We start from the raw sequence: 18,672 nt of genomic DNA, 5'->3' as shown, positions 1-18,672 counted from the left end.
CCTGCCACGTCAGCGGCCGTGGGTGAGTTTAAGGTCACACCGCAGGCGTGGCATAGGCTCGGACCCATGAGCAGCAACCAACCAGGCCGCCATGATGGACAGCGGCCCTACCCCCGGCCGTTCCTGGAGCCCGGGGCCAATCCCACGTGGATCGGCCACATCCAGCCCGGCAACTACCAGCCCGCTCCCGGCAACCCCGCACCGTTGGGAAACCAATCATGGGCAGCCGCGCCCCAAGGCATGCAGCGCCGTTCAGCCGGTTTGCTGCCACTGCTCCTTGTCGGCGGCATCCTGGCCTTCGGCAGCCTTCTGCTGGTTGTTCCGTTCCTCTTGGGCAACACCGGGGTGGCGGGCTTCATCATCGGCTTCATCGCATCGCTGATTCCACTGTCCATAGTCCTGCTGACGGTCCGGTGGATCGACCGCTGGGAGCCGGAACCCAAACGGCTTCTGTGGTTTGCCTTCACGTGGGGAGCGGCTGTCTCCATTGCGGCGACGCTCTTGATCCAACCGCTCTTTGCCCTCGCGGCGCCCACCACCAGCGAGGACGCCTACAGCTACTTCATGGCCACCGTGCAGGCACCGATCGTCGAGGAGTTCAGTAAGTCGCTGGGACTCCTCCTGTTGATATTCGCCGCCCGGAAATACTTCGACGGACCCGTTGACGGCGTCGTGTTCGCTTTCACCATCGCCGCGGGTTTCGCGTTCACCGAAAACATCCTCTATTTCGGACGGGAGATCGCGTCTTCGTCCGACCCCGGGACCGACCTTGTCCGGATCTTCATCCTCCGCGGCGTGATGTCTCCTTTCGCGCACGCAATATTTACGGGCACCACCGGCTTGATCATGGGTTTCGCGGCGAGGAAGTGGCACTCGGGGTACGCGGTTCTGGCGTTCTTCGTGGGCCTGTTGCCTGCGATGTTCCTGCATAACCGCTGGAACAGCATGGGCCAGGGATTCCTGGTTGAATACTTCGTCGTCCAGGTCCCCATCTTCCTGGTAGCCGTCCTAGGAATAGTCTTCCTTCGCATCGCCGAGGGAAAACTGACCCGTCAACGGCTGCTGGAATATGCCCGTGCCGGGTGGTTCACGCCGGCGGAGGTGGACATGCTGGCTACACCCCGGGGCAGGCGCCAGGCCCTTGGCTGGGCATCCTCACGCGGCCGGGCTGCACAGATGCGGGCGTTCATCAAGGCGGCGACCTCCCTCGCCTTCACCCGCCAGCGCATCCTCAGCGGCAGGGACGTCCATGTCCACCAACACGATGAACTTGAACAGCTGCGCCGGATACCCGGGCTGCGGTCAGCGGTGCTCCTGTAAGCGTTCATAACGCAGAATGCCCCTTGGAGTCCGGACTGGCCGGATTCCAAGGGGCACCAAGTATGCAGAAATAAATCGGTTCTTACGCCAACAGCGACGGCTTGAGCTTCTGCAAGCGGCCCAGCAAACCGTTGATGAAGGCCGGGGACTCGTCCGTGGACATGGTCTTCGCCAAGGCTACGGCCTCGCTCACAGCGACCCCATCGGGAACGTCGTCGTTGTAAAGAAGTTCCCACGTACCAATGCGGAGAATGATGCGATCCACCGCCGGCATGCGTTCAAGAGTCCAGCCCTGCGCATAGGTTTGCAGGAACTCGTCGATGGTGGGCTGCATGGAAACAACCCCCTCCACGATTTCCACCGTGTACGGATTCACAACTATGTCAGTCTTCTCCCGACGCGCCTTGAGCGCATCAAAAGCTGAAACCGAGCGCTGCTCAGCCTCAAAAAGTACTTCAAGTGCCCTGTTACGGGCCTTACCGCGGGCACTCACTAGTCGTTGACCCTGCCCAGGTAGCTGCCGTCGCGGGTATCAACCTTGACCTTGGTGCCCTGCTCAACGAACAGCGGGACCTGGATCTCGTAACCGGTCTCCACAGTTGCAGGCTTGGTGCCTGCGGAGGAACGGTCACCCTGGAGACCCGGCTCGGTGTAGGTGATCTCCAATACGACGCTCGGCGGAAGCTCGATGTAAAGCGGAGTGCCTTCGTGGATGGCGATGTTGACCATCTGGTTCTCAAGCATGAAGTTGGTGGCGTCACCGACTGTCGCGCCCGAAACGTGGATTTGGTCGTAATCGCTGGTGTCCATGAAGACGAAGTCTTCGCCGTCCTGGTACAGGTACTGGTAGTCGCGCCGGTCGACAGTTGCGGTTTCGATCTTGAGGCCGGCGTTGAACGTCTTGTCCACTACCTTGCCGGACATAACATTCCGCATCTTGGTTCGAACGAAGGCGCCGCCCTTGCCCGGCTTGACGTGCTGGAACTCAATGACGTTCCAGAGCTGGCCCTCGAGCTTCAGTACGGTTCCGTTCTTGATGTCGTTTGTGGTTGCCACTCGTATCCTCTGGTTAATTTCACTGGTCCTGGCTGATGTCCAGCTTCCAGCCGTATGCCAAGCCGGCACGCCACATTGGCCGGCCAGCGCGTATTTATCAAAAATCCATGAACCATTCTACCGGCAAACGGAAGGCGGCACGCGCGGGGTGTCCGGAACGATGCTCAGGAAGCGAGCTCCAGGACGTTGCGCGCCCGTTGCAGGGCCACTGCCGAGGAGTAGATCAAGGCCGCGTCGGCGGACATTGCCACGCGGAGGTCGAGGGCCTTTGCGAATGCCTCGGACGCGGCAAGCGCATTGCCGCTGACGAAGTACGCGCGCCCAAGGTACTGATGGACGACGGCCTCTTTTGAGCTGCCCTGCACTTCATGGAGCAACTGCTTGTACAGCTGGATCGCCCGGTCCATGCGGTTGGTGGCACGGTGGACCTCAGCCTCGAAAATTCGGAGACGGAACGACTCGGGATTCTTGTACCGGGCTTCTGCCAACAATTCGGCTGCTTCCTTGGGCTGGTTGTCCAGGAGCAAGGCCATGATGCGGTCCGCAGGGTCCACCGAGGCAGCCAGCGCCGTCTCCAGCGCATCCTCATTGACAACCACCGGCAACAACGTGTCCGGATTCATCCGTACCCCGGGGAATCCGGCAGTAGGCCAATCGCTGATGCCTTCAGCCAAAGTGGCGGTCATGATGCGATCTCCTGGTAGGCGGCGAAGAGCAGCGAAGTGTCCGGAACATCGAGGATGCCGGGCTTGGCGATGCCATCAAGGACAACGAAACGGAGGAGGTCGCCGCGGGACTTCTTATCCCGGCGCATTCCGTCCAGGAGACCCTGCCAGCGGTCCCTGCGGTAGGTGATCGGCAAGCCAAGACTTTCCAGGATGGTGCGGTGGCGGTCAGCGTCGGCGTCTGAAAGGCGGCCAACGCTGCGCGACAGCTCTGCCGCAAACATCATGCCGACCGACACAGCTGCGCCGTGCCTCCAGGAGTACCGTTCCACAAGCTCGATCGCGTGGCCCAGGGTGTGGCCGTAGTTAAGGATCTCCCGGAGCCCGGATTCCTTCAGGTCCTGCGACACCACGTTGGCTTTGACCGCAATGGCACGCTCAATCAGCTCACGGACCACCTCGGATCCGGGATCAGTAACGGAGTCCGTGTTTTTCTCAAGGAGGTCAAGGATGGCGGGATCGGCAATAAACCCGCACTTGATGACCTCGGCCATGCCGGAAACAAGTTCGTTCCTAGGGAGGGTCTGGAGCGTATCCAGGTCAGCCAGGACGGCGGCAGGCGGGTGGAAGGAGCCCACGAGGTTCTTGCCTTCGGCGGTGTTGATTCCAGTCTTGCCGCCAACGGCTGCATCGACCATGCCCAACAGCGAGGTCGGCATGTGGATGACTTTGACACCCCGCAACCACGTAGCCGCTACGAAACCGGCGAGGTCCGTTACGGCTCCGCCGCCAACAGCGACGATCGCGTCGGAACGGGTGAAGTCGTTTTGTCCCAGCACCTGCCAGCAGAAGGCAGCAACCTGAATGTGCTTTCCTTCTTCGGCGTCGGGGATTTCGGCCGTCAGGGCGGTGAAGCCGGCAGCCTCAAGTTCGTCCCGGACAGTGTCGCCGGTCAGCCGGAGGGCACGGGGGTGGATCACCAAGACCCGGCGAACCCGCTCCCCCAGCTTTTCGGGCAGCGTTTCCAACAGCCCGCGGCCCACCACGACGTCGTAGTTCTCCGACGCGGATTCTCCCGTGACCTTGATGACAGTTGCTTCGTTGCTCACTTCTCAGCTTCCTTTTCCAAGGCTGCGTGCTCGCGCAGCCGCTCCTCCAGCCGGAGGGCGATTTCCGCTACGGATCCGGAACGAACATCCATGACGATATCTGCCAGGCGCTCATAGACGGGCTGCCTCGCGGCAAACAACGCTTCCCAACGGGACATTGCATCGCCTTGCAGCAGTGGCCTTGCCGTATTCCTGGCAATCCGGTCCGCAACTGTGGCAGCGTCACATTCCAGGTAGATAACAGTGCATTCTTCGAGCAACTGCTGAGTCCCGGAATCCAGGACGGCGCCACCACCCAAGGATATGACGGTTTGGCGCTGTTTGGCGGCTTCTATGGCCTTTGCCACAGTCCGGGCTTCGATTTCGCGGAAGGCATGTTCTCCCCGACCCGCGAAAATATCGGCAATGCTGCCATGGGCGGCAACCACCACCGCGTCGGTATCCACGTACGGTATGTCCAGCTGCTGCGCCAACTGCTGGCCGATGGCTGACTTCCCTACCGCCATTGGTCCGATGAGGACAAGTGGGCGCGCAAAAGTGCCGCCCGCCATGACGGGAGCCACTAGCGTCCGACCGAGTCCAAGGTTGCCGGGATGCTGTTCAGGTAGCCCTGGAGGTTGCGCGTGGTTTCCGCCACCGAGTCACCACCGAACTTTTCCATGACGGCTTCCGCGAGCACCAAGGCCACCATTGCTTCGGCTACGACGCCCGCCGCAGGCACGGCACAGACGTCCGAACGCTGGTGATGCGCCTTGGCCGGCTCGCCGGTGCTCACGTCGATGGTGCGCAGGGCACGCGGAACAGTCGCAATGGGCTTCATGGCCGCACGGACACGGAGTACCTCGCCGATGCTCATGCCACCTTCGATGCCACCTGCACGGTTGGTCCGGCGAACAATCTTGCCGTCTTCATCCTTGACGATTTCGTCGTGCGCGGCGGAGCCCCGCCGGGCCGCGGTGAGGAAACCATCGCCCACTTCGACGCCCTTGATGGCCTGGATGCCCATCAGGGCGGCAGCCAACCGGGAATCGAGGCGGCGGTCCCAATGGACGTAGCTGCCCAACCCCGGCGGAAGTCCGTAGGCCAGTACTTCGACGACACCGCCTAGGGTCTCGCCTTCCTTGTGGGCCGCGTCCACCTCGGCCACCATGGCGTCCGACGTCTCACGATCAAAGCAACGCAACGGATCCGCATCCAAGGCAATGACGTCGGACGGCGACGGCAACGGACGGCCTTCAGGAACGGACACACTGGCGATGGAGACTGTGTGGCTGACCAGTTCAATTCCCAGTTGCTTCAGGAACTGGGCGGCGACGGTTCCAAGGGCTACGCGCGTGGCCGTTTCCCGGGCACTGGCTCGTTCCAGGACCGGACGGGCCTCATCGAAGCCGTACTTCTGCATGCCGGTGAAGTCAGCATGCCCCGGACGGGGACGGGTCAGGGGCGCATTACGTGCCTGGTCCGCCAGAAGCCCGGCGTCCACGGGGTCGGCCGACATGATCTGTTCCCATTTGGGCCATTCGGTATTGCCGACCTGGATGGCAACCGGACCGCCTTGGGTAATGCCGTGGCGGACACCGCCGACGATCGTTACTTCATCCTGCTCGAACTTCATGCGGGCACCGCGGCCGTAGCCAAGCCGACGGCGGGCCAGGGCGTCACGGATCTGCCCGCTGGTGAGCTCAACACCGGCCGGCACGCCTTCAACAATTCCGATCAGAGCCGGACCGTGGGATTCACCGGCTGTCAACCAACGCAACATATAACCAATCCTGCCATGTAAGGCCTCTAGAAGACTCGTCGGGGAAGTCCGACTGAGTCGCACATCACATCTATGACGGCGCTATCCACCGTGCAGCCGCTGAAAAGCCGGATCTGCTCTGCCGCCTGGTACATCAGCATCTCCAGGCCCGGGACCACAACTCCCCCATGCCTGTGCCATTGCTCTGCCAGCCGGCTGGGCCAGGGATCATAGGCCACATCCAGCAATACCCCTCCCGAGGTACCGGGCAGCGCGCCGAGTTCATCCGCCAGGGCATCCGCTGCCCGCGGCGGGAAGGTGGAGATCACCAGGTCCGAACCGGCAATGGCGGTTGCCGCCTGTACCAGCGGCCTGACGGACAAGCCGATTCCGACGGCGGCAGCAGCGGCTTCGGCGTCGCCGGCCCGGGAGACATCGCGGACAAAGACGTCAACGTGGTCTGCCCCCAACTCACGGAGTGCCGCAATCGCGGCTGCAGAGGTTCCACCGCCGCCAAGCACCGCGCCATGGGGGCTCGTCGCGACGCCGGCATACTTGACCGCCTCCACGATCCCCGCAACGTCGGTGTTGTACCCGACCCGCCGGACCGAACCGCCGTCGTTCTCGAAAGCAACGGTGTTGAGGACGCCCAAGTGGGCTGCCGCACCCCTGACCTCGTCAACTTCCCTGACCATTGCGGTCTTCAACGGCATGGTGACCGAAAGGCCGCACCATGACTCGTCCGCCCGGACCGATTCCATGAATGCCGGAAGCATGTCCGCCGTCAGGTCTATTGCGGTGTAACCGATGTCCACGCCCAGCTTTGCGTAGGCCGCGGTATGCATCGCCGGGGATTTTGAATGTGAGATCGGGTGCCCGAGGACTGCTGCCCGGCGGCTCACACGCACCGACCCGCGTTGGCCGCACACCATGCGTTGTACTGCTCAACGTAGGTGTTGTGCTCGGCCAGCGTCTTGGAGAACTTGGTCTCCTTGGTGTCCAGGTTGATGGTTACCCAGTAGAGGTAATCGTTGGGCGTGGGTTTGGCGGCCGCGTCGATGGCAGTCTTGCCCGGCGAACCGATCGGCCCCGCGGGCAGGCCCGTATTCGCATAGGTGTTGTACGTGTTGGACTTGTCCGCCTTCTCTTCCTCGGTGAGGTGGAAGGACTTCTTGCCCAACCCATAAGTCACCGTGGCGTCCGACTGGATGAGGCCGTTCGTTTCCGTGTTATTGGGCTTCAGGCGGTTATAGATAGCGCCGGCGACGTTTCCGTAGTCCGCCTGGCCACCCTCGGCCTGGACGATGCTGGCGATGGTCACAACGTCATACTGCTTGGCGGGATCGGTGACTCCCTGAGCCTTGAGCTCATCCAACGTGGCAGTGACCAGCGTCTGGATGATGTCCTTGCCGGAGGTTCCCAAGGGGAAACGGTATTCACCGGGGGCCAGGAAGCCCTCAAGGTTCTTCGCCTTGGCAGGGAGCCCGAACTGGCTGGGCGCCTGGTTGAAACCGTTCAGCTGCTGAAGGGGAATTCCGGAGCCCTTGGAAATGGCCTCGAGGGACTCGTTGATACGCAGGCCCGCGCTTAAAGCAAAGTAGATGACTTTGGAGGCGTCCTTATTGGACAGGACCGCCACGGCGTCGGAATTCTTCATTTCGGTGCGGAAAGTGAACTCGCCCGGCGACAATTCGCCGCCTTCGCTGAGGAACGCTTTCACGAACGCATCCGGGTCGGCAACCACCTTGTTCGCAGCGAGTTCCGCGGCCACCTGTTTGGGGCCGGCTCCCTCGGGAACGGTGATGGTGACGGAGCCGGTGCCCGGTCCGGGGTAGTCCGTCACCTTGTCCATACCCAGAAGCGGCTTGAGGAACTGCGCACCCACCACAATGGCGGTGACGAAGACAGCCAGCGTGATCAGCAGAGCCAGCACCCGACGGCGGCGGCGGGCCTTGCGGGCAGCGGCCTTGGAAACGGGGGTTTCCACCGTGGTGATGAGCTCATGCGCGTGGTCATCATGGGCGTGCGCGTCATGATGGTCGTCGTGGTGCTCTGCGTAACCGTGATGGTCGTCATGAGGGTGCCCGTCGTGCACGTCGTGCCCGTCATGTCCCGCGAAAGCATGGGCGTCCGCGTCGTGGTGGTGGGCTGCGTCATCGTGGTGGGCTGCACCGTCGTTATGGTCAGCACCATCGTGGTGGGCAGCATCCGCATGGTGGTCCGCGACCTCGTGGGCCGCACCGTCGTGGTCCACAGGACCATCGTGTACAGCGCGGTCCTGGCCCGGGGCTGCTTCTGGAACCGCCGGCAGGCTCGTAGTGGCCGCACCATGGGCTTGGGTCTCGTCGTGCGCCTCGGGCTCGCGCTCCGGGGCTGCTGGAGCGACCCTAGGTGCGGCTGCCGGGGCGGGAGGCACCACTGGCTCCCGCTGGGGTGCCGGCGCCGACTGGACATCCCGTCGTACAGCTGCGGCATTGGGGACCGCAGGTACAGGACGGGGAAGTTCCGGCTCGTCCGCTGCCGGGGCGCCGGCCGCTCCTGGAGTCGCTTCCGGAACGGGTACGACGTTTTGGTTCTGCGTGGCGAGGAATCGCTCGCGTGCCCGCAGTTCTTTGCGGGTCAGCGGCATACTGCCGCCACCGGTGCTGGAGGGGTCGTTATTGACCGGGCTCACAGTTGCAGTCCCCTCGTAGAAGAATCAGGTTGGCTGCCTGAGGAGGCCGGCAGTGTTGGGGCACCGCCTGATGCATCGGACTGCGACGGCGCCTGCACGCGGCGGCCAACGTCCGTTCCTCTGGCTTTTTGCATGTCGATCGCGTGCTGCAGTATTCCAGCAGCAGCAACCTGATCAACCACTTTACGGTGGTTCTTGCTGCTCATGCCAGCTTCATGCAGGTTGCGGTGCGCCGTCACGGTGGTCAAGCGCTCGTCGACCAGGTTGACCGGCACCCCCACACCCGCCTGGACCAACGCGTCCGCGAGCAGCTCGGCGTACTCCACAGCCATCTGAGCGGAGCCGCGCTCCTCGCCCTTCATGGTCCGAGGCAGGCCCACGAAAACCTGGACTGCCCCCTGCTCGATGACATGCTTCACCAGGACCCGTACATCCGAGTTCTTCTTGAGGTCACGGCTGAGGGTCTTGAGCGGGGAGGCTAGGATTCCATCGGGATCGCACACGGCGACCCCAACCCTGACGGTGCCGACGTCCACCCCCAGCTTGGTGCCGCGGGGATAGACGCCGGCATCGGTAGTGGAACTCACAATCAGCGCTTGGCTATCGCGTCAAACACGGCTGCAAGGGCATCGGATACCTTTGCAGCGTCGGTGCCGCCGCCTTGGGCAACGTCATCCTTGCCGCCGCCGCCACCACCGAGGATCCCGGCGGCCAGGCGAACCAGCGCACCGGCTTTGACACCGGCTTCGCGGGCTGCCTCATTGGTGGCAACGAGGATGATGGGACGATCGTTGCTCACGCCGGCCACGGCCACCGTTGAGGCTTCCGAACCCAGGCGGTTGCGAAGGTCGAGCGCCAGGTTGCGGAGGTCATCCGCGCCGCCGACCTGGCCGGCGTCGTGCGCAACCACGCGTACGCCTGCGGCGTCGCGCGCCGAACCCACCAAGTTGGCCGCTGCGGCCGCCAGCTGTTCCTTGCGGAGCCGGTCGAGTTCCTTCTCGGTCGCCTTCAACTTGTTCAGGGTGCTGGCGATACGGTCGGCCAGTTGTCCGGACGGTACCTTCAGCAGCTCGGTGAGCTCGGTGACGAGGGCGCGTTCGGCAGCCAGGTGCCGGAAGGCATCCAAGCCCACGAACGCCTCAACCCGGCGGTTTCCGGAACCGACAGACTGCTCGCCCAAGAGCGAGAGGCTGCCGATCAACGAGGTGTTGGAGACGTGGGTGCCACCGCACAACTCGCGCGACCACGCGCCGTCGATCTCCACAACCCTGACTTCGCTGCCGTAGTTCTCGCCGAACAGCGCCATGGCGCCCAGCGCTTTTGCTTCGGCAAGGCCCATGACCTTGGTGTCAACGCGGAAGTTATTGCGGATTGCGATATTGGAAACTTCTTCAATCTCCGAGCGCGTGGCAGCGCTCAGCCCTTCGCCCCAGGCGAAGTCGAAACGGAGGTAGCCGGCCTTATTGAACGAGCCGCGTTGGGTTGCTTCCGGCCCCAGGATCTGGTGCAGGGCGGCGTGCACAATGTGCGTTCCAGTGTGTGCCTGCTCAGCGGCGTGGCGGCGTTCACGGTCGACAGCGGCACGAACCACAGCGTCGCCGGCAATTTCACCTTCACGAACAATCGCCTTATGGACGCTCAGTCCCTTGACGGGACGCTGGACATCGAGGACTTCAACGACGAAGCCGTCGCCGGTGATCAGGCCGGTATCCGCAGCCTGCCCGCCGGCCTCGGCGTAGAACGGCGTTTCGTTGAGGACCAGCTCGATCTCGTCCCCGGTGGAGGCATGGGCAACCCGCTGGCCGCCGCTGACGATGCCCCGGACCTTCGACTCACCTTCCAGTTCTTCGTACCCGGTGAAGACGGTTTCACCTTCACCCAGCATTTCCTGGTAAGCGCTGAGGTCGGCGTGGCCGCCCTTCTTGCCTTTGGCATCTGCCTGGGCACGCTGACGCTGCTCGAGCATGAGGGCACGGAATCCGGCCTCATCAACCTTCAGGCCCGCTTCCTCGGCCATCTCCAAGGTCAGGTCGATCGGGAAGCCGTAAGTGTCATGGAGGGTGAAGGCTTCGGCACCGGACAGCGGAACGCCGGCAGCCTTGGATTCCGCTACGGCATCTTCCAGCCGTGCGGTGCCTGAGGCGATGGTGCGGAGGAATGCCTTTTCTTCGGCGTAGGCGATGCGGCTGATCCGGGCGAAGTCCGTCTCGACCACGGGGTAGACGCCCTTCATGGCATCGCGGGAGACCGGAAGCAACTCGGGGAGGCAGGCGGACTCCACACCCAGCAGGCGCATGGCCCGGACGGCGCGCCGGATCAAACGACGAAGAACGTAGCCACGGCCTTCATTCGACGGGGCAACCCCGTCGGCAATGAGCATCAGGGCAGAACGGATGTGGTCTGCAACAACACGCATACGGACGTCGTCCGTGTGGTGCGGATCTTCATCCGTTTCGGCGGAAGTGTATTCCTTGCCGGAGAGTTCGGCGGCCTTGTCAATCACGGGCCGGACCTGGTCGGTCTCGTACATGTTCTCGACGCCCTGGAGGATCATCGCAAGACGCTCCATGCCCAGGCCGGTGTCGATGTTCTTGTTGGGCAGTTCGCCAACGATGTCGAAGTCCACCTTGGAGCGGACGTTCTCGATCTGGTACTGCATGAACACGAGGTTCCAGATCTCGATGTAACGGTTCTCGTCGGCAATAGGGCCGCCCTCGACACCGTAATCCGGACCTCGGTCGTAGTAGATTTCCGAGCAGGGACCTGCAGGACCGGGCTGGCCGGTGTGCCAATAGTTATCCGACTTGCCCATCTTCTGGATGCGCTCAGCAGGGATGGCCGTGTTCTTGAGCCACAGTTCCTTGGCTTCGTCGTCTTCCTCATAGACAGTCACCCAGAGGCGTTCGGCCGGAAGTCCGTAGCCGCCGTCGTCGACGCTCTTGGTGAGCAGCTCGAAAGCGAACTTGATGGCGTCTTCCTTGAAGTAGTCGCCGAAGGAGAAGTTGCCGCACATCTGGAAGAACGTGCCGTGGCGGGCGGTCTTGCCGACTTCCTCGATGTCACCGGTGCGGATGCACTTCTGGACACTGGTTGCCCGGCTGTAGGGCGGCTCTTCGCGCGCGGTGAGGTAAGGGATGAACGGCACCATTCCGGCCACAGTGAAGAGAAGTGACGGGTCGCTGGAAACGAGCGACGCGGAGGGAACGGCTGTGTGACCCTTGCTGACAAAAAAGTCCACCCAGCGCTTGGTGATCTCCTGCGACTTCATTGGCTGATTACTTACCCTTCTCAATTCACTGCACATGTTGTGCGCGGTTCCGGCCGGTGCCGTTCCGCAGCTATCCATTCTGCCCTGTTGCGGGCCCGCGTGCGAACCTGCCGCTACCGCTTGCCGGAGTCCGTGGCGTCGATACCCAGGGCCGACCTCAGGTCCGCCTCCCGTTCGTGCATGCCTGCACGGACAGCATCGGCGAAATCGAACAAGCCATCTGCCAGGCGTCCGACAGCCCGGTTCAGCCCGTCAGGACCGATGTTCGCCTGCGCTTCGGTGACCTTCCGGAAGGCAATGACACCGATGGCAACGCCGATTCCCATCCAAACAATTCTCTTCACGACGTGTCTCCCTTAAGTATTCAGGCTGCAGTCAAGCGGCCGTGCGGATTCAGCGGCTGCGGCGGCCGGAGGACGTTGTGCGCTTGGACGCGAGAGCAGAGCGCACGCCATAACTGAAAGCCGCTACCTTGATCAGCGGAGAACCCACAGTGGCCGCAACCAGCGACGACAAGGCAGAGATGTTCGCGGAGGCGTCCGAGACGTTCGATGCGATGCCATCAACCTTCTTCAGTTGCTGGTTGGTGGTGGAAACGGTCGCTGTCACCTCGTCCATGAGGGGCGTCGCGCCGTCGCTGATGGAACGGATGGACGTACGGACTTCGTCAAAGACGCCGCCCAGCTTCAGGATAGGCACTGCCAGCAACAGAACCAGGAGCGCAAAAACCCCTGCTGCAATCAGACCGGCGATGTCGCCACCAGACATAGAACTCATCTCCTAGGATCGTTGCACTGCCTCAACCCGCCTTCGCGGCGGCCAAGGCCTCCCCCAGTACATTACAGATAAAGGAAGCCTCGCCTCACCTGCGAAGCATGGGGTTCAAAGACAAAGAAGCCCGCGGCTTGGCCACGGGCTTCTTTGGATACGCTGCTGAAATTTAGCGTGCGTAGAATTCGACGACGAGCTGCTCTTCGCAGATCACGGGGACCTCAGAGCGCTTCGGGCGGCGAACCAGGCGTGCCTGCAGGGCGTCGATCTTGACGTCCAGGTACGGCGGGGTGGTGGCCAGGACGTGGGCACCGGCAGCTGCTGCCTGGAACGGAGCCATGACCTCGGAGCGGCTGTGGACGTGGATGAGCTGGCCTTCACCGACGCGGAAGGACGGGCGGTCAACGCGGACGCCGTCAACCAGGATGTGGCGGTGCACAACCAGCTGGCGGGCCTGTGCGATGGTGCGGGCGAAGCCTGCACGGAGCACGAGGGCGTCGAGGCGCATTTCCAGCAGCTCAACGAGGTTTTCACCGGTCAGGCCCTTGGTGCGGCGTGCTTCTTCGAAGGCACGGGTCATCTGGGCTTCGCGGATGCCGTACTGGGCGCGCAGGCGCTGCTTTTCGCGCAGACGAACGGCGTAGTCGGAATCCTGCTTCTTGCGGGCACGGCCATGCTCACCGGGGCCGTACGGGCGGCGCTCCATGTACTTGGCGGCCTTGGGGGTCAGAGCGATGCCGAGTGCACGCGAAAGGCGTGCGGTACGGCGAGCACGAGTGTTGTTAGCCACTTGTGTCCTTCCAAATTACTGCGGTGTGTTGGTGTTACTGGCCTCCATCAGGGAGAGCATCGGCCAACCGCTGCCACTTGCTACTGGCCCACGGCACAGCACCATCGAAGAAATCTTCAGGGATTTGTGCGTCGGGTCATGCCAGACAAAGAAATATCCTACCACGCAGCGCCTACCCCGCAGGAACCGGGAGCCGACGCCGGGCCTTGGAGGTTATTGCCCCCGCACTATCCGGCGCAAACGTTCCAGCCTCGCGGCGATATCCCGCTCGGCACCATTGGCCGTGGGCTGGTAGTAATCCTTGCCGATGAGGTCGTCCGGCGGGTACTGCTGCGTTGCCACGCCGTGCGGCTCATCATGGGCGTACTTGTAGCTTTTGCCATGGCCGAGTTGCTTGGCGCCCGGGTAGTGGGCATCCCGCAAATGCATGGGGATGCTTCCACCGTATCCTGCCCGGACATCGGCGATGGCCTTGTTGATGCCCATATACGCCGCATTGGATTTGGGCGCGGTCGCCAGGTGGACCACCGCTTCGGCCAGGATGATCCGGCCCTCCGGCATGCCGATCAACTGAACCGCCTGGGCTGCTGCCACGGCCGTCTGCAGCGCGGTGGGATCCGCCATGCCGATGTCTTCCGCTGCCGAGATCACAATGCGGCGCGCCACGAAGCGCGGGTCCTCCCCCGCTTCGAGCATGCGGGCCAGATAGTGCAGCGAAGCATCGACGTCCGAGCCCCGGATGGACTTGATGAATGCGCTGGCCACGTCATAGTGCTGGTCACCGGCGCGGTCATAACGGACCGCTGCGGCGTCTAGGGCCCGCTCCGTGTGGCGCAGTTCAACCAGCACGGGAGCATCCGGTGCGCCGTCGCCGGCGAGGCCGGGTTCGCCGTCGTCAGATTCGCCGTCGTCGGGTTCGCCGTCGTCGGTGGCGGGCATCTCAGGCCCGACGGCGTCAGCGTCACCGAACGCTACTCCCGCGGCCGCCTCCAAAGCGGTCAGGGCCCTGCGGGCGTCGCCGCCGGACAGACGGACCAAATGCTCCAGGGCTTCTTCGCTGAGTTCCACGCGGCCTGCAAGTCCGCGGGCGTCCGCGACTGCACGCTGCAGCAAACCTGAAATGTCGTCATCCGTCAGGGGTTTCAGGGTCAGTAGGAGAGACCGGGACAGCAGCGGGGAGACAACCGAAAATGACGGGTTCTCCGTAGTAGCGGCCACGAGGACTACCCAGCGGTTCTCGACGCCCGGCAACAAGGCGTCCTGCTGCGCCTTGTTGAACCGGTGGATTTCGTCAAGGAACAGGACGGTCGTCTTCTTGTAGAGGTCCCTTGCGGTCAAAGCCTCGTCCATCACGCGCCGGACGTCCTTGACGCCGGCAGTTATCGCGGACAGCTCAACGAACTTCCGCCCGGGCCCCCTGGCAATCACATGGGCCAGGGTGGTCTTTCCCGTTCCGGGAGGTCCCCACAAGATGACCGAACTGGGGCCGGCGGGGCCTGATGCCTCGGCGCCGGCGGCCAACTGCCGAAGCGGCGATCCATGACCCAGCAGATGTTGTTGGCCCACGACGTCGTCCAAGGTCCGCGGCCGCATTCGCACGGCAAGGGGGCTACGCTGCGAAGCCATCCAGCCTGCGTCAGTGAGGGGTCCCGCGGCAGCGGAGTCCTCTGACTCGTCATCACTGGCAGCGCCGGAACCAAAGAGATCTTCCACATGGATAGGCTACTCATACTTCCAATAAAGGAGACATTTCGCGTGGAGCCCCAAAACCCCGGCCCGCAACGCAGGGATTCCCAAACTCCCGTCCGGACCGCCCTGGTACCTGCAGCCCGACTCCACGGCTGGGTGGAACGCTTTTCCGCCAGCCATGGCCAGGTGGAGGAGGATTTCGACGACGACGGCCTCCTTCTGCGCGCAGCCGACGGAGCCGAGGCGTTGCTCAAGGCCCCGTGGCCGGTGGACGGCCGCCCGGGCCGCGGCGCCACGGACCTCGATCGGCTGGCGGCTTTGGCCAGCCAGGAACGCGGGCTCGGGATAGTGCTGATCCGGCGGGGCGGTTTCGCCGTCGCCGCAGCATCGGGGTCACGGATCCGCGCGTCAAAAAGCGGTAACCGCTACGTGCAGTCACGCACCTCTGCCGGCGGACAGTCCCAGCAACGCTTTGCTCGTCGCCGGTCCAACCAGGCAGATGCCCTGGTGGAAGCGGCAGCAGTCCACGTCGGTGCGATCTTCGCAGCCCACCGCATCGAATACATCGTCCCGGGGGGCGACAAGACCCTGGTGGAGCAGGTCCTGAGCCAAGGGCCGGCCAAGTCATTCGCCAACAGGACGCGCCTCGCCCTGCTTGACGTGCAGGACCCCAAGACCGCGGCTCTGGCAAAGGCGGCCACCGATGCCTGCTCAATCCGGATCACCGTTACTGATCCCCCGCGCTAACCACTCAGCAACCGCCGGGAGCGCGCCGCAACGGTGCCTGACGGTAAAGATAGCTGCCTTGCCGGAGAAAGCCCGCCGTTTCGTAAAGGCGCCTGGCGCCGGCATTCGCCGACGTCACCAGGAGCCAAAACCCGTCCAGGCCCAGCCTGGTCCCCTCCTCGAGCAAAGCGGCAAGCACCAGGGTGCCAAAACCTTGCCTGCGCCGGCCCGCCGCCGTGGCCATGCAGTAGATACCGCCCCGTCCGCCAACCAAGGCGAGGCGTCCGACGGCGGCCGGGTTGCCGTCGTCGTCCCTCGCCAAAGCGTAAATGGACGGGCAACCGGTAAGGATTTCCCGGGCAACGGCGAGTTCCCGTTCCCCGCCCCGGCCATCCACGGCCCACCAGAGCCGAAGCCAATCCTCGGTCGGTTCCGCGGACAACTCCACGCCGGGCTGGGCCGGACTTTGCTGCACCGGACTTTGCCGGGCCAGACTTTGCTGCACCGGGGCCCAGGGCTCCGTACCCCGGACCATAATCAGCGTTTCCGATTGCCGCGTAAACCGCTGCGTATCCAGAACGTCGTGAAGGACTTCGCTGCGGGCGTCGTCGAAGGTTTGGAGGATCAGCGGGAGCTTCCGCCGCCGGTACCAGTCGGCGGCGCTGCGGAGCGCCTCCACGACCTCCCCGGCATGGGTGACTGCCCCGCGAGGCCACACGGAGTTGGCCCGCTGGGTCACCCCTTCCGAAGCCCGCAGGACCCATGGCCCCGCTTCGGCATGTTCCACGGCAGGCCACGCCGCATCCATGAGTGCTTCCAGGGACTCCTGGTCGATTGGCTCTCCGGCCTTGAACATGGTGGCGCGCTCTTCCTGGTTACGGTCGTCCTGGTTACTGTCTGCCTGGTGACGGTCCGCCTGGTGAGGGTGGCGGAAACGCCGCAGGCCCCCTGCACGTGACAGGGGGCCTGCGGAGTCGTCCGGGCCTTTGCTTACTCGGACTTGGAAGCGGGCTTGGCTTCAGGCTTGAAGTCCACGCCGGCTTCCTTGCGCTGCTGCGCGGTGATCGGTGCCGGAGCCGCCGTCAAGGGGTCGAAACCGTTGCCGGTCTTGGGGAAAGCGATGACGTCGCGGATCGACTCCACGCCGGCCAGCAAGGCCACAACGCGGTCCCAGCCGAAGGCGATCCCACCGTGCGGAGGTGCTCCGAACTTGAAGCCTTCCAGCAGGAAGCCGAACTTGGTTTCAGCGTCTTCCTTGTCCAGTCCCATGAGCTGGAAGACCCTCTCCTGGACTTCACGCTCGTGGATACGGATGGAACCGCCGCCGATCTCGTTGCCGTTGCACACGATGTCGTAGGCGTAGGACAAGGCCGACTCGGGGTCCTTGTCGAAGGTCTCCATGAACTCCGGCTTCGGCGAGGTAAAGGCGTGGTGGACCGCAGTCCACTGGCCGGCGCCCACGGCTACGTCACCGGAGGCGACGGCGGCCGCGGCCGGCTCGAACATCGGAGCGTCCACAATCCACACGAAAGCCCAATCGTTCGGATCGATCAGGCCGGTGCGGTGACCGATCTCCACGCGCGCGGCACCCAGCAGGGACCGGGAAGCGCCCTTCTCGCCGGCAGCGAAGAAGATGCAGTCGCCGGGCTTGGCACCGACGGCGTCCGCCAGTCCGGCGCGTTCCTGCTCGGTGAGGTTCTTGGCGACGGGACCTGCGAGCTCGCCGTCCTCCTTGTACAGGACGTAGGCCAGTCCCTTGGCTCCGCGCTGCTTGGCCCATTCCTGCCAGGCGTCCAGGGCACGGCGGGCCTGGGAAGCACCGCCGGGCATGACCACGGCGCCAACGTAAGGGGCCTTGAACACGCCGAAGTTGGTGTCCTTGAAGAACTCGGTCAGCTCCGTCAGCTCCAGGCCGAATCGAAGGTCCGGCTTGTCGGAGCCGTACTTGGCCATGGCGTCCAGGTAGGTCATGCGGCGGATGGGCGTGGGAACCTCGACGTCGATCAGCTGCCACAGCGCCTTAACGATCGCTTCGCCCAAGGCAATGATGTCGTCCTGGTCGACGAAGCTGGCTTCGATGTCCAGCTGCGTGAATTCAGGCTGACGGTCGGCGCGGAAATCTTCATCGCGGTAGCAGCGCGCGATCTGGTAGTACTTCTCGAAACCGCCGACCTGGAGGAGCTGCTTGAACAGCTGCGGGGACTGCGGCAGCGCGTACCAGGATCCGGGAGCCAGGCGTGCCGGCACCACGAAGTCGCGCGCACCTTCAGGCGTCGAACGCGTCAGGGTGGGCGTCTCGATTTCAACGTAGCCCTGTTCGTGGAGGATCCCGCGGGCCACGCGGTTGGCCTCGGAACGCAGCCGCAGGTTGCGGGCGGGACCGGGACGGCGGAGGTCCAGGTAACGGTGCTTCAGGCGGGCTTCTTCACCGACCTCCACGTGCTCGTCAATCTGGAACGGCAAGGGATCGGAGGTGTTAAGAATCACCACCTTGTCCGCGATGACTTCGATCTCTCCCGTGGCCAGCGCGGGGTTCTCATTGCCCTCCGGACGCTTGCTGACGGTACCCGTCACCTGCAGGACGTACTCGTTCCGGAGCCCGTGGAACACTTCTTCCTCGCGGACAACCACCTGGGCCACGCCGGACGCGTCACGGAGGTCGACGAATGCAACACCACCGTGATCACGGCGGCGGCCCACCCAGCCGGCCAGGGTAACGGTTTGTCCAATGTGCTCGGAACGAAGTGATCCGAGGTCATGTGTGCGCAGCACAGCATTCCTTTCGCATGAATTTTTGATGGATGTCCGCAAAGACAATCCCGTCCGAGTTTACCCGCCCCCGGCAGCGCTGCTCCCTGAGGGA

At 63.7% G+C, this 18,672-nt stretch carries 18 protein-coding genes; 2 read left to right on the top strand and 16 right to left on the bottom strand.

The genetic code is table 11. From position 1 onward, the window contains the following. The first annotated feature begins 66 nt into the window (after positions 1 to 66). Positions 67 to 1,320 carry a PrsW family intramembrane metalloprotease gene (locus OCL88_RS06865; protein WP_264962012.1) on the top strand — a complete coding sequence of 418 codons (1,254 nt, stop codon included), beginning with the start codon at positions 67 to 69 and terminating at the stop codon, positions 1,318 to 1,320. 82 nt (positions 1,321 to 1,402) lie between these two features. Here the strand turns inward: OCL88_RS06865 and nusB are convergent, their stop codons facing one another. The 14 genes from nusB to OCL88_RS06795 form a co-directional block, all read right to left on the bottom strand. Further along, the gene (nusB, locus tag OCL88_RS06860; RefSeq protein WP_264962011.1) at positions 1,403 to 1,813 is read right to left on the bottom strand and encodes a transcription antitermination factor NusB; all 411 of its coding nucleotides are present in this window, start codon (positions 1,811 to 1,813) and stop codon (positions 1,403 to 1,405) included. Next, positions 1,813 to 2,376 carry an elongation factor P gene (gene efp, locus OCL88_RS06855; RefSeq protein WP_021470603.1) on the bottom strand — a complete coding sequence of 188 codons (564 nt, stop codon included), beginning with the start codon at positions 2,374 to 2,376 and terminating at the stop codon, positions 1,813 to 1,815. The genes nusB and efp overlap by 1 nt, the downstream gene beginning before the upstream one ends. Before the next feature lie 164 nt (positions 2,377 to 2,540). Next, positions 2,541 to 3,062, bottom strand: coding sequence for a tetratricopeptide repeat protein (locus OCL88_RS06850; RefSeq protein ID WP_021470604.1), 522 nt, complete (start codon positions 3,060 to 3,062; stop codon positions 2,541 to 2,543). Further along, a complete protein-coding gene (gene aroB / locus OCL88_RS06845) occupies positions 3,059 to 4,150 on the bottom strand; it encodes a 3-dehydroquinate synthase (protein ID WP_264962010.1) in 1,092 nt (363 codons plus the stop codon). Before aroB ends, OCL88_RS06850 begins: the two co-directional genes overlap by 4 nt. After that, positions 4,147 to 4,701, bottom strand: a complete 555-nt coding sequence (locus OCL88_RS06840; protein WP_031215973.1) for a shikimate kinase — start codon at positions 4,699 to 4,701, stop codon at positions 4,147 to 4,149. Before OCL88_RS06840 ends, aroB begins: the two co-directional genes overlap by 4 nt. Positions 4,702 to 4,712: 11 nt before the next feature. Beyond that, positions 4,713 to 5,912, bottom strand: a complete 1,200-nt coding sequence (gene aroC, locus OCL88_RS06835; protein ID WP_021470607.1) for a chorismate synthase — start codon at positions 5,910 to 5,912, stop codon at positions 4,713 to 4,715. 26 nt (positions 5,913 to 5,938) lie between these two features. After that, positions 5,939 to 6,793 (bottom strand): shikimate dehydrogenase family protein, encoded by an 855-nt coding sequence (locus tag OCL88_RS06830; protein ID WP_264962086.1) that lies wholly within the window; start codon positions 6,791 to 6,793, stop codon positions 5,939 to 5,941. Next, a complete protein-coding gene (gene mltG / locus OCL88_RS06825; RefSeq protein ID WP_264962009.1) occupies positions 6,790 to 8,565 on the bottom strand; it encodes an endolytic transglycosylase MltG in 1,776 nt (591 codons plus the stop codon). Before mltG ends, OCL88_RS06830 begins: the two co-directional genes overlap by 4 nt. Next, positions 8,562 to 9,152 carry a Holliday junction resolvase RuvX gene (gene ruvX, locus OCL88_RS06820; protein ID WP_179014199.1) on the bottom strand — a complete coding sequence of 197 codons (591 nt, stop codon included), beginning with the start codon at positions 9,150 to 9,152 and terminating at the stop codon, positions 8,562 to 8,564. Before ruvX ends, mltG begins: the two co-directional genes overlap by 4 nt. A 2-nt stretch (positions 9,153 to 9,154) precedes the next feature. Continuing rightward, on the bottom strand, positions 9,155 to 11,833 hold the full coding sequence (gene alaS, locus OCL88_RS06815; protein WP_264962008.1) for an alanine--tRNA ligase: 2,679 nt from the start codon (positions 11,831 to 11,833) through the stop codon (positions 9,155 to 9,157). A gap of 113 nt (positions 11,834 to 11,946) precedes the next feature. After that, complete coding sequence (locus tag OCL88_RS06810; protein WP_264962085.1) at positions 11,947 to 12,159, bottom strand: hypothetical protein; 213 nt, start codon at positions 12,157 to 12,159, stop codon at positions 11,947 to 11,949. A gap of 67 nt (positions 12,160 to 12,226) precedes the next feature. After that, positions 12,227 to 12,601 carry a DUF948 domain-containing protein gene (locus tag OCL88_RS06805; RefSeq protein ID WP_021470613.1) on the bottom strand — a complete coding sequence of 125 codons (375 nt, stop codon included), beginning with the start codon at positions 12,599 to 12,601 and terminating at the stop codon, positions 12,227 to 12,229. 172 nt (positions 12,602 to 12,773) lie between these two features. After that, positions 12,774 to 13,394: a 30S ribosomal protein S4 gene (gene rpsD, locus OCL88_RS06800; protein ID WP_021470614.1), complete on the bottom strand. Its 621-nt coding sequence runs from the start codon at positions 13,392 to 13,394 to the stop codon at positions 12,774 to 12,776. 213 nt (positions 13,395 to 13,607) lie between these two features. Next, complete coding sequence (locus tag OCL88_RS06795; RefSeq protein ID WP_264962007.1) at positions 13,608 to 15,107, bottom strand: replication-associated recombination protein A; 1,500 nt, start codon at positions 15,105 to 15,107, stop codon at positions 13,608 to 13,610. Positions 15,108 to 15,149: 42 nt separating this feature from the next. Between OCL88_RS06795 and OCL88_RS06790 the strand changes: the two genes are divergently transcribed. Continuing rightward, on the top strand, positions 15,150 to 15,830 hold the full coding sequence (locus OCL88_RS06790) for an acVLRF1 family peptidyl-tRNA hydrolase (protein ID WP_243540983.1): 681 nt from the start codon (positions 15,150 to 15,152) through the stop codon (positions 15,828 to 15,830). A gap of 4 nt (positions 15,831 to 15,834) precedes the next feature. On the opposite strand, the gene OCL88_RS06785 is transcribed toward OCL88_RS06790, so the two are convergent. Then, positions 15,835 to 16,665 carry a GNAT family N-acetyltransferase gene (locus OCL88_RS06785; protein WP_243540984.1) on the bottom strand — a complete coding sequence of 277 codons (831 nt, stop codon included), beginning with the start codon at positions 16,663 to 16,665 and terminating at the stop codon, positions 15,835 to 15,837. Between the two features lie 134 nt (positions 16,666 to 16,799). Continuing rightward, positions 16,800 to 18,581, bottom strand: a complete 1,782-nt coding sequence (gene aspS / locus OCL88_RS06780) for an aspartate--tRNA ligase (protein WP_243540985.1) — start codon at positions 18,579 to 18,581, stop codon at positions 16,800 to 16,802. Positions 18,582 to 18,672: the final 91 nt, after the last annotated feature.

Origin of the sequence: Paenarthrobacter sp. PAE-2 (assembly GCF_026013155.1) — a bacterium.
Classification (GTDB): domain Bacteria; phylum Actinomycetota; class Actinomycetes; order Actinomycetales; family Micrococcaceae; genus Arthrobacter; species Arthrobacter ureafaciens.
The sequence above is the reverse complement of the archived record's forward strand: the minus strand, read 5'-3'. Positions and strand labels throughout refer to the sequence as shown.